Source organism: Thermogemmatispora sp., from assembly GCF_019683635.1.
Classification (GTDB): Bacteria; Chloroflexota; Ktedonobacteria; order Ktedonobacterales; family Ktedonobacteraceae; genus Thermogemmatispora.
In genome coordinates, this window is record NZ_JADGIA010000185.1 from 1 (window position 1) to 10,756 (window position 10,756).

Genomic DNA, 10,756 nt, shown 5'->3' on the forward strand with positions numbered 1-10,756 from the left:
GACGAGGCCGGACCACGGGCCTGCTTGTGCTCGTCGAAGAACAGGGGCCAGGTGGGGGAGGGCGTCGCGTAAGGAAAAAGAAAAAAGGGAGGGGGACGCCAGGGGAGGGCGTCCCGCCTCAGCAAAGTGAAGGTTGCAGGGTAGCTGTGGCCGTGTGCTCGCTCTGCCCCGCGGGCTGCATCAGCCAGCGCGGCTCACTCAGGTACTTCCAGCCGCCGTCGGCCAGGATGATGACGATCTTGCCTTCTTCCAGGCGCTCCGCCACGCGCAGAGCCACGTCCAGCACGGCCCCGCTCGACGGGCCGGCAAAGATCCCCTCTTGCTCCTTGAGCTGCAGCGTGCGCTCCCAGGCTTGTTGACTGGAGACCAGCAGGCGCTCATCGATGACGCGCAGATCCAACACCGGTGGTACGAAGCCATCGGCCAGGTTGCGCAGGCCCTGGATGCTGTCGCCTTGGACTGGTTCGGCGCCGATGACGCGGATGGCCGGGTTATGCTCCTTGAGGCGGCGCCCGATGCCGGTCAGCGTCCCACCAGAGCCGAGGCCGGCCACCACCACGCTGACGTCGGGCAGGTCGCGCAGCAGCTCCGCCCCGGTTGTCTCGTAATGGGCGGCGGGATTGGCTTCGTTCCCATATTGGAAGAGCATCACATAGCGGGGATCATCGCGCGCGATCTCCTGGGCCAGGCGAATGGCGCCGTTGCTACCCGCTGCGCCCGGCGAAGTGATCACTGTGGCCCCGTAGAGTTCCAGCATGCGCCGCTTATCCTGTGTCCCCTTCTCCGAGACCACCGCCGTGAAGCGGTAGCCTTTCATGGTGGCGATCAGGGCCAGGGCCACGCCCGTGTTGCCGCTGGTTGGCTCCAGCAGAATGGAATCGGGCTTGACCAGGCCGCGGGCCTCGGCCTCCTCGATCATCTTGAGGGCGATGCGGTCCTTGATGCTCCCCGAAGGATTGGCCCCTTCCATCTTGGCGAAGATGCGCACGCGCGGACGCGGGCTAAAGCTCTTTAGCTCGATGAGGGGAGTGTTGCCAACTGTCTCCAGAATACTGCTGTAATACATGAGAAAAACATTCCCTCCTTTCAAGGGCGCTCGGATCAGAGATCGCAGAGCGCCCTGCCGACGGTCAGGACCTCATCGACCATTGCCTGGATATCGGCGGCAGTTGTGGCGTAGTGCACCAGACAGGCGCGCAGCAGCTCCTGACCGCGCAGGCGTGTGCTGGTCAGAAAGACCCGTCCACGGCGCTGGATCTCGCGCGCCAGTTGCTGGTTGAGGCGGTTGAGCAGCGTCGGCTCGTCGCGCAGGGCGGGCGGCGCATAGCGGAAGCGCACGATGCTCAGGGGGCCGCCTGAGATCAGCTCTAGCTCGGACTGGGCGGCAACCTCATGGGCGAGCAGGCGGGCCATGTTGATATTGTTGCTGATGGCCCGAGCCAGCCCGGCGCGGCCCGCTGTGCGCACCGTGGCCCAGGCATCGAGGGCGCGGAAGCGGCGCGTGCGCTGTAGGGTATATTCGGACATCCAGTTAGCATCGTCCTCGTCGTCGCTCTGGGTCAGGCGGAAAGCGTCATGCAGAGCGGAGCCGTGGCGCACAAGGGCGCAGCCGCAGTCAATGGGAACCGAGAGCCACTTATGCTGGTCGGTGGCCAGTGAGTCGACCTGGTCGATGCCGCGATAGAGCGGGGCGACGCGCTCGTCGAGGATGCCGAAGGCGCCGTAGGCTCCGTCGACGTGCAGCCAGAGGCCCTCGGCGTGGCACAGCTCAGCCAGCTCCTGGAGCGGGTCAATGGCCCCGGTCTCGACGGTGCCGGCGGTGGCCGCCACGCAGAAAGGACGCAGCCCGGCGGCGCGGTCCTCGTGAATACGGCGCTCCAGGGCGGCCAGGTCCATGCGGTAGTCTGGGGTCGAGGGCACGATGTGGATCGCTGCGCTGCCCAGGCCCATTGCTTCGACCGAGCGGCGAATGCTGAAGTGGCCCTGATCGGACTGGTAGAGCACAAACGGTGGATGGTGGCCTTGCAGGCCCTCGCGACGCACGTTCCAGCCGTCTTGTTCGGCGGCCCAGTAGCGGGCGGCCTGCAGACAGGTAAAGTTGGCCTCGGAGCCGCCGCTGACGAAGACGCCGGCGCTGCCTTCCGTCGGGAGGCCGGCCAGCTCCATCATCCAGCGCACGGCGCAGCGCTCCAGCTCCTGACCGGCGTGGTCGCCGATGCCGCAGTTGGGGTTCATGGCCGCCGCCAGCGGCTTCAGCAGAATGCTGGCATGGGAGGGGGCCGAGTTGATCCAGCCGGCGAAGCGCGGATGGCCGTTGCCCTGGGGATAGGGCAGAATCTGCTCGCGCAGCAGTGTCAGCGTCTCTTCAAAAGGCTGCCCCTCTTCGGGGAGCGCCTGCCCACTGATCTGCTGGCGTATGTCAACAGGCAGAGGCTGCCAGACGGGGCGCTCCTCGATACCGCTGAGGTAGCGCTCTAACTCGTCGAGAACCAGGCCGCCGTAGTGACGCAGGCGCTCTGGCTCAAAGGCAAGACCGGTATCGGTCCGTAAGCCTGTCACAGTCATAGTGATAAGGTCCAACTCCTTTCCTTTCCCTCCAAGCATGCCACTGCTGTCTGAAATTTGGGCGCAGGCTTGCTAAAAATTCGCTGAATCTGAGCCGTCCAGGAGGGTAGTTCACAGAAACTTTACATTTTTTTGTCAGTTGCTTGATCTTCCCTCAGTAAGGTAGGGGTGGAAGCGATCCGCACGGAAGGCAGCTGGCTGGCTCAGTCAGGCGGAGAGCGGAGAGCAATGGTGCTTGTCGGCCAGCCAGGAAGATGTTTTCAAGCCTGCAAGGGTGGAAGGAGACCATGACATCAGGTTCGTCTTCGAAGAAGCGGCCCGCCTATCTGGAGCCGACCCAGAAGCTGCCAGCCGCGGCTCAACCCGGAAGCGGCAAAAGCAGCGGGCGATGGGGCTTTCCGAATGTGGCGCTGCTGCCCCTGCGCCTCTTTCTGGGGATCACCTTTCTCTATGCGGGCCTGCAGAAGTTCAGCGATCCACAGTTTTTTCATCCCGGTACTCCTGGCTACATCGGTAACCAGCTTATCAACTTTGCCCGCGGCTCGCCCCTCCATAATGTCCTGATTTATGTAGCGCTACCACATGCCACGGCGGTTGGCTTGCTGGTGGCCCTGGGTGAGATCGCCATCGGCATTGGCACGCTGCTCGGCTTGTTGCTGCGCCCCGCGGCGTTCGGTGGCTTGTTGCTCAGCCTGATCTTCTTCTTGACGGCGAGCTGGCATGTCTATCCCTATTTTTATGGATCGGACATCGTGTTCGTCTTTTGCTGGATTACACTGCTCCTGGTCGGGCCGCTACACAGCGGGCTGCCGAGCGTCGATGGCTATCTGCTGCAGCTCTTTGGGCCTGAAGATGGAGACTGGCCCCGATCCATCTTTGCCCGTGTGCTTCTGATCGTGCTGGGAGTCAACAGCGCACACGAGCTAGAGACCTGGCTCTCCCCGTCTTCGGCGGCTGCGGTAGCGGCTCGCCCACAGGGCCAGGTGCGGCGGTCTGTTCAGTGGCAGCATCAGCGCGAGGTCCGGCGCAGTTTTATCCTGGGCCTGGCCGCTGGGGGCCTGGCCACGATTGTGCTGGGGCTGGGCAGCAGCCTGCTCTTTGTGCGTAGCTTTCTGGCCGGGCGGCAGGGGCCGGTGCGCGCTCCTCTGGTGCGAGGCGGTGCGTCGGCGACTTCCTCATCCAGTGGAGCCCCTACAGCCACGGCGAACGCAGGCACTGGTACAGGCACGAGCGGCGGCACGATCATTGCCCGTAAGGCGTCTTTGGCCAGCAACAGTGCTCTTTCCTTTACGGTTCCCAGCACAGGCGATCCTGGCATTCTTGTCCATCTGCCCTCGGATCAGTTTGTTGCCTACGACGCTGTCTGCACGCATGCGGGCTGCCAGGTTGAATATGATCCTTCCAGTCAGTTGCTGATTTGCCCCTGTCACGGTGCTACTTATGATCCCGCCCAGGGGGCGCGCGTGGTGAGTGGGCCGGCCCCCGCGCCACTGAGTAGCGTCTCGATCCGCATTGATAGCGCTGGTGATATCATTGCCCTCCCCTGAGCGGACTGGGCGCCGTGCTCCGGTGCTGGGCCGCTCACTCCGGCCAGGCCGGCTCGCATGGACCGCCTCGTCTCTCTCCCCCATTGGCGGCTCGGCGGCCTCGCCGCCCCGGGCGTCAATGGGGCTCGTGCTATTGTGGATAACTCACCATCTGGGGTAAAATAGAAGAACAGATAGAGGGCGGAAACACCATTGCCTGCTGCTTTTCCAACGTTTTTGTTTTATCCTGCTTTTTCCTGCATAGCGAGCAGAGGCTATGCGTTCAGGCAGGCCCGCCGCGCAGACAAGCCCGCGTTGGGGCAGGCTTGTTGAGCGAGCAGAGCGGCCCGCAGCCAGACTCAGACAGGAACTGGAGAGAGAAGTATGCCAAAGTCCATGTTTGAGAAGATCTGGGAGGCGCATGTTGTGCGCGACGTTCCCGGAGAGTCAACTATTCTCTATATCGACCGTCACCTGGTGCATGAGGCGACCTCGCCGCAAGCCTTCGCTGGCCTCAAGGCGGCGGGGCGCAAGGTCAGGCGCCCCGATGCCACGATTGCTGTGCTTGACCACAATGTGCCGACCCTCCAGGTGCGCGGCAGGCGGGTGCTGGAGCTTGTGGACCAGGCGAGCGCGCTCTGCATCACGACGATGGAGCAGCACGCCCGCGAGTTCGGCATTACGCTCTTCGATATGAACGACGAGCGTCAGGGGATCGTGCACATTATCGGCCCTGAGCAGGGCCTGACGCTTCCCGGGATGACCATCGTCTGTGGCGATTCGCATACCTCGACGCATGGGGCAGTAGGCGCGCTGGCCTTTGGCATCGGCACCAGCGAGATCGAGCATGTGCTGGCGACGCAGTGCCTGTTGCAGAAGAAGCCGCGCTCGATGAATATCCGCATCGAGGGGAGCCTTGGCCCGGGCATTACCGCCAAGGATATCGCGCTCTATATGATTGGGCGCCTGGGCACGGGCGTGGGCACGGGCCATGTGGTCGAGTTCAGCGGCTCGGCGGTGCGCAGTCTCTCGATGGAGGGCCGCATGACGCTCTGTAACATGGCCATTGAGGCGGGCGCGCGGGCTGGCATGGTCGCCCCCGATGAGACAACCTTTGCGTATCTGAAAGGCCGCCCCTTCGCTCCCAAAGGCGCCCTCTTCGAGAAGGCGGTCGAGGCCTGGAAGCAGCTGCCGAGCGATCCCGACGCCCATTTCGATACGGTACATGAGATCAATATCGATGGGCTGGCGCCGCAAGTGACCTGGGGCACCAATCCGGGCATGGTGGTCGATGTGACCGGTCGGGTGCCCGATCCCGCCGACGAGTCTGATCCGCAGAAGCGCCGTGCCTATGAGCGCGCCCTGGAGTACATGGGCCTGGAGCCGGGCCAGAAGATTACCGATATTCGTGTCGATACGGTCTTCATCGGTTCCTGCACGAATTCGCGCCTGGAAGACCTGCGCCTGGCGGCGCAAGTGGTCAAGGGCCGCCATGTGGCGCCAGGCGTGCGGGCCCTGGTGGTGCCCGGCTCGATGCAGGTGCGGCGCATGGCTGAGGAGGAGGGCCTGGCCGATATTTTCCGCGAGGCCGGCTTCGAGTGGCGCGCCTCCGGCTGCAGTATGTGCATCGCCATGAATGGCGACCGCCTGAGCGAGGGCGAGCGCTGTGCCTCCACCAGCAACCGCAATTTCGAGGGCCGTCAGGGCAAGGGCGGACGCACGCACCTGGTCAGCCCGCCGATGGCCGCCGCCGCCGCGATCGCGGGCCACTTTGTCGATATCCGCGACTTCTAGGACGTGGCGGCACCCGAGGCAGATCGGGCGGACCCTCTCCCTCTTGTCGGCCCGCCCGCCCACCAGCCGGCCACCCCGCTCAATCTGGCCTGGCCAGCGGAGTGCCTCAAAATGGACAGCGCCAGCAGAGAGGCAGATCTCCCAGATCTCCCTACCGCTAGCTAGATGGCTGGCTGGTGGCTAGCTCAACTCAGGACGGCAGTGAGAGCCTTGCAGTGAAGGAGGCAGAGCGAGACAATGGAACCCTTTACGCGCCTGAAGGGGCTGGTCGCCCCCCTGAATCGAACCAATGTGAATACTGATGAGATTACGCCGGCACGCTTCTTGAAGACGATTAGCCGCACCGGCTTCGCCCAGGCCCTGTTTGCTAACTGGCGCTATCTGGGCGACGACCAGACGCCCAACCCCGATTTTGTCCTCAATCAGCCCCGCTATCAGGGGGCGACGATTCTGCTGGCCGGCGATAATTTCGGCTGTGGCTCCTCGCGTGAGCATGCTCCCTGGGCGATCCGCGAGTACGGCTTTCGCTGCGTGATCGCGCCGAGCTTCGCCGATATCTTCTACAATAACTGCTTCAACAATGGTATACTGCCGGTGACGCTCCCCGAGCCAACAGTGCTGGAGCTGTTCAAGGAGGTCGAGGCGACCGAGGGCTATACGCTGGAGGTCGATCTGGAGGCCCAGACGGTGACGACGCCCGATGGGCGCGTCTTCCAGTTCCCGATCGATGCTTTCCGCAAGCAGGCCATGCTGCAGGGCCTCGACAATATTGGCTGGACGCTCTCGCATCTTGATGAGATCCGGGCCTTTGAGGAGCGCCGGCAGCAAGAAGCTCCCTGGGTCTTCAGCCTGAAGTGACAAGGGTGTCACTCTTCCGTCATGGTCTCGGCTGCGCCGCCCTCTGTCCCGCCTGCCGCCGCCGGGCTGTCTGTGGCCGCTCGATTGGCCAGGCAAGGCCAGTCAGGAGGGTGTGACGGAGCAGAGCGGCGCGGCGCGGCTACGAGCAAGGACGTCAGCAGACCGGTCACTCCGCCGCGGATGTGGGTGTGGCCAGCGAGCGTCAGGCTGCGGCCCGCATCCGCGCGGGGCGAATATACAAGAAAAGGAGCGCAAAGTGGCGATTCACCAGATTGATCCCGGTCTGGTCCCTTTTCAGATTCTTGATCCCGAGGGGAACCTGGTGGGAGAGATGCCTGCTCTCTCGCCGGAGCGCCTGCTCTATTTCTACCGAATGATGCGCCTGGCGCGGGCCTTCTCGGATCGCATCATTGCTATGCAGCGCCAGGGGCGGGCCACGACCTTCGGCTCCCTCGCTGGCCAGGAAGCGGCCACCGTGGGGCTGGCCGCGCCTTTGCAGCCCCAGGACTGGCTGGCGACCTCCTACCGTGAGATTGCCTCGTTGATCGTCAAGGGTGTTCCGCTGAGTACCCTCGTCTATTCCTTCCGTGGTTTCACTCCTCCCAATTGGCCCGCTGAGACGCGCTGTCTCCCCTATCAGATTGTGATTGGGACGCAGATCCCCCATGCGGTGGGTCTGGCGATGGCGGCCAGAATCGCCGGCGATCCGGTGGTGGCGGTCGGCGTCTGTGGCGATGGGGCGACCTCCGAGGGAGACTTTAACGAGGCGCTCAACTTCGCTGGAGTCTTCCACGCCCCGGCGGTGATCATTGTGCAAAACAATGGCTGGGCCATTAGCGTGCCCCGTCATCGCCAGTCGGCGGCGCCGACGCTGGCGGCCCGCGGCATCGGCTTCGGGGTGCCTGCGGCCCTGGTCGATGGCAATGATATTCTGGCGGTCTATGAGACGGTGCGTCAGGCCGTGGAGCGGGCGCGCGCTGGCGATGGGCCGACCCTGATCGAGCTACTTACCTATCGCCTCGGCTCGCATACGACCGCCGACGATGCCAATCGCTATCGTGATCCTGCCGAGGTTGAGGCCTGGCGCGCCAGGGACCCCATTGCCCGTCTGCAGAAGTTTTTGCGGCGGCGCGATCTGCTCAGCGAGGAGCAGGATGAGGAGATCGGGGCTGCCGTACAGGCGGAGATCGATGCGGCGGTGCGCGAGGCCGAGGCCATGCCCCCGATGGCTCCCGACAGCTTCTTTGACTATGTCAGCGCGACCCTGCCGCCGCGCCTGCAGGAGCAGCGCGCCGAGCTGCTGCGCTTTGTTTCGCCGGCTCAGCCGCAGCCGCAGCCGGGCGAGCGGCGCTGAGGAAGAGAGGGAGGTGGAGCGCGATGGCGTTGCGTCCAATGACGATGATTGAGGCGCTCAATAGCGCCCTGGCCCTTGAGCTGGAGCGCGATGAGCGCGTGGTCTTGCTCGGGCAGGATATCGGCCTCAATGGTGGCGTCTTCCGCGTGACCGATCAGCTACAGCGCCGCTTTGGCGAGCGGCGCGTTTTCGATACGCCGCTGGCGGAGTCGGCCATTATTGGAACCTCGGTCGGGATGGCGGTCTATGGGCTGCGCCCGATTGCCGAGATTCAGTTTGCCGGCTTTCTCTTCCTCTGTATGAGCCAGCTGGTGACACAGGCGGCGCGCATGCGCTTCCGCAGTGGCGGGGCCTTCACCTGTCCGCTGGTGGTGCGCTCGCCCTACGGTGGCGGGGTGCGCACGCCCGAGCTGCATTCCGATAGCCTGGAAGGGGTCTTTTTGCAGACGCCGGGCCTCAAGGTGGTCATTCCCTCCAATCCCTACGATGCCAAGGGCCTGCTGGCGGCGGCGGTGGCCGATCCCGATCCGGTGCTCTTCCTGGAGAATATCAAGCTCTATCGTTCGTTCCGTCAGGAGACGCCGGAGGAGTACTATACGGTGCCGCTGGGCAAGGCTAAGACGGTGCAGGCGGGCGAGGATGTCAGCCTCTTCGCCTATGGGGCAATGGTGCCGGTGGCGCTGGAGGCGGCCCAGCAGGCGCAGCAGGAGCTAGGGATCAGTGTGGAGGTGATCGATCTGCGCACCGTCTGGCCGCTCGATGAGGAGGCGATTGTCTCCTCGGTGGAAAAGACGGGGCGCGCCGTGGTGGTCCATGAGGCGCCGCGCGCCGGCGGCATTGGGGCCGAGGTGACGGCGATTATTAATGAGCACTGCCTCTATTCGCTGCTGAAACCGGTGGCGCGCGTGACGGGCTACGATACGCCCTATCCGGTGCCCGGGGTGGAAGACTATTATCTGCCAACGCCGGCGAAGGTGCTGGCGGCGCTGCGCCAGGTGATGGAACCCTGAGCGAGCTGTGAGGCGGGCTGCGTAGAGAGAGACGGCGCGCATTTGCCCGCCTGCCTGCTTGCTTGCAAGGTTTAGTAGACGCAGAGCACGACAAGAGACAAAGATCGCGGGCTGGGCTGCAAGGACGGAGCGGGCGATGTTGCTGACTGCTCCGCAAGGGGCTGTTTGCCTCTGCGCTAGGGCCAGGCCCGCGCCTGAAGAGGTTTCCTATGGTTGAGTTCAGATTACCCGATCTGGGCGAGGGGATGGAGGAGGCGGAGATTCGCCGCTGGCTGGTGCGCGTCGGCGAGCGTGTGACGGCCTATCAGGCGATTGCGGAGGTGGAGACCGATAAGGCGGTGACAGAGATTACGTCGCCGGTGACGGGCCGCGTGGCGGAGATTCGCGTCGGTGAGGGAACGCGAGCGCGCAAGGGCGAGGTCCTGATCGTCTTTGAGGAGGAGGCGGCCACGCCGACGGGAGCGCGCGCGCAGTCGTCGCCGGTGACGACTGCAACGACTCAGGCAACGGTGGCTTCGGCTGGACAGACAGCTCAGGCTGGGGCGAGCGTCGCTACGGCGGTGGCCCCAGCGGCGGGTGCGGCGAGCGGCGGACGGCGCCGCGTGCTGGCGGCTCCGGCGGTGCGCAAGCTGGCTTTTGAGCTGGGGGTTGATCTGGAGCAGGTGCCGCCTTCGACGCCCGAGGGACGCGTGACGCTGGCCGATGTGCGGGCCTTCGCCGAGCGCCAGCGAACGGCGACCGCCACACCCAGGCCGGAGCCGGAGCCGGCCCCGGCTAACGGTGCGCAACCGCAGCCCGGGGAGGCGCCTGTGGTGGAGGAGGAGCGTCAGGCGCTGACAGGGCTGCGCCGTCGGATTGCCGAGCGCATGGAACGCTCCTGGCGCAGCATTCCTCATGCCACGGCCTTCGACGAAGTCGATGGCGGCGCTCTGGTGGCCCTGCGCGAGGCCCTCTTGCCCGTGGCCGAGCGGCGCGGGCTGCGCCTCACCTATTTACCTCTCCTGGTCAAGCTCCTCATCCCTGTCCTCAAGGAATTCCCCATTTTCAACGCCAGTCTCGACGAGGAGCGGCGTGAGATTGTCTATAAACGCGTCTACCACATTGGCATCGCTACCGCCTCGCCCGAGGGCTTGCTTGTGCCGGTGCTGCGCCATGCTGATCGGCTGAGCCTGGCGCAGATCGCCAGCGAGCTGGAGCGTCTGATCGAGGGCGGACGCCGGCGCACGCTGGGCCTGCACGAGCTGACGGGCAGTACCTTCACGCTCAACAACGTGGGGAGCTTCGGCGGTAGCTCTGGCACCCCCATTATCAATTATCCCGAGGCGGCCATTCTGGCCGTGGGCCGGCTCCAGGAGAAGGCCGTGGTTCGCAACGGCTCCCTGGTGGCGCGTCCAGTTCTGCCGCTGGCGCTCTCCTTCGATCATCGGCTCATCGATGGGGCCCAGGCGGGCGCCTTTCTGGCGCGTTTCAAGGAGCTGGTCGAGAATCCGCAGCAATTGCTGCTTGATTTGGTGTGATCTCAACAATTGACTGACTCAAGATCTGGTCAGGAGGGCCGGCCCGCGCGGCACGGACGGGGAAGGGGACTGTGCGGCCCGACCCTCCTGGGGCAAGCGTGTCGGAAGGAGGCCGACCGTGGCAACTGCCGA

8 protein-coding genes are annotated in these 10,756 nt (G+C 64.6%); 6 read left to right on the top strand and 2 right to left on the bottom strand.

Features of this window, described 5'->3' with window-relative positions; genetic code table 11:
- Positions 1–118 precede the first annotated feature (118 nt).
- Together IRZ31_RS17025 and IRZ31_RS17030 are read right to left on the bottom strand one after the other, a co-directional pair.
- Positions 119–1,066, bottom strand: a complete 948-nt coding sequence (locus IRZ31_RS17025; RefSeq protein ID WP_297155800.1) for a cysteine synthase family protein — start codon at positions 1,064–1,066, stop codon at positions 119–121.
- A gap of 35 nt (positions 1,067–1,101) precedes the next feature.
- Entirely contained in the window at positions 1,102–2,580 is a 1,479-nt protein-coding gene (locus IRZ31_RS17030; RefSeq protein WP_297155802.1) for an aminotransferase class V-fold PLP-dependent enzyme, read from the bottom strand.
- Positions 2,581–2,852: 272 nt separating this feature from the next.
- Between IRZ31_RS17030 and IRZ31_RS17035 the strand changes: the two genes are divergently transcribed.
- From IRZ31_RS17035 to IRZ31_RS17060, 6 genes are all read left to right on the top strand, one after another.
- Complete coding sequence (locus tag IRZ31_RS17035; RefSeq protein ID WP_297155804.1) at positions 2,853–4,112, top strand: TQO small subunit DoxD; 1,260 nt, start codon at positions 2,853–2,855, stop codon at positions 4,110–4,112.
- Positions 4,113–4,475: 363 nt separating this feature from the next.
- Positions 4,476–5,885 (top strand): 3-isopropylmalate dehydratase large subunit, encoded by a 1,410-nt coding sequence (gene leuC, locus IRZ31_RS17040; RefSeq protein ID WP_297155806.1) that lies wholly within the window; start codon positions 4,476–4,478, stop codon positions 5,883–5,885.
- Between the two features lie 237 nt (positions 5,886–6,122).
- Entirely contained in the window at positions 6,123–6,743 is a 621-nt protein-coding gene (gene leuD, locus IRZ31_RS17045) for a 3-isopropylmalate dehydratase small subunit (protein ID WP_112431864.1), read from the top strand.
- Positions 6,744–6,999: 256 nt separating this feature from the next.
- Positions 7,000–8,097, top strand: a complete 1,098-nt coding sequence (gene pdhA, locus IRZ31_RS17050; RefSeq protein ID WP_297155808.1) for a pyruvate dehydrogenase (acetyl-transferring) E1 component subunit alpha — start codon at positions 7,000–7,002, stop codon at positions 8,095–8,097.
- 29 nt (positions 8,098–8,126) lie between these two features.
- A complete protein-coding gene (locus IRZ31_RS17055) occupies positions 8,127–9,107 on the top strand; it encodes an alpha-ketoacid dehydrogenase subunit beta (RefSeq protein WP_363325689.1) in 981 nt (326 codons plus the stop codon).
- Positions 9,108–9,316: 209 nt separating this feature from the next.
- Positions 9,317–10,624 carry a dihydrolipoamide acetyltransferase family protein gene (locus IRZ31_RS17060; RefSeq protein WP_297155812.1) on the top strand — a complete coding sequence of 436 codons (1,308 nt, stop codon included), beginning with the start codon at positions 9,317–9,319 and terminating at the stop codon, positions 10,622–10,624.
- The last annotated feature ends 132 nt before the right edge of the window (positions 10,625–10,756 follow it).

What these genes read in the sequence shown, in the direction of transcription:
- leuD (WP_112431864.1), top strand. Translation starts at nt 6,123, where the DNA reads ATGGAACCCTTTACGCGCCTGAAGGGGCTGGTCGCCCCCCTGAATCGA.
- IRZ31_RS17025 (WP_297155800.1), bottom strand. Translation starts at nt 1,066, where the DNA reads ATGTATTACAGCAGTATTCTGGAGACAGTTGGCAACACTCCCCTCATC.
- leuC (WP_297155806.1), top strand. Translation starts at nt 4,476, where the DNA reads ATGCCAAAGTCCATGTTTGAGAAGATCTGGGAGGCGCATGTTGTGCGC.
- IRZ31_RS17035 (WP_297155804.1), top strand. Translation starts at nt 2,853, where the DNA reads ATGACATCAGGTTCGTCTTCGAAGAAGCGGCCCGCCTATCTGGAGCCG.
- IRZ31_RS17060 (WP_297155812.1), top strand. Translation starts at nt 9,317, where the DNA reads ATGGTTGAGTTCAGATTACCCGATCTGGGCGAGGGGATGGAGGAGGCG.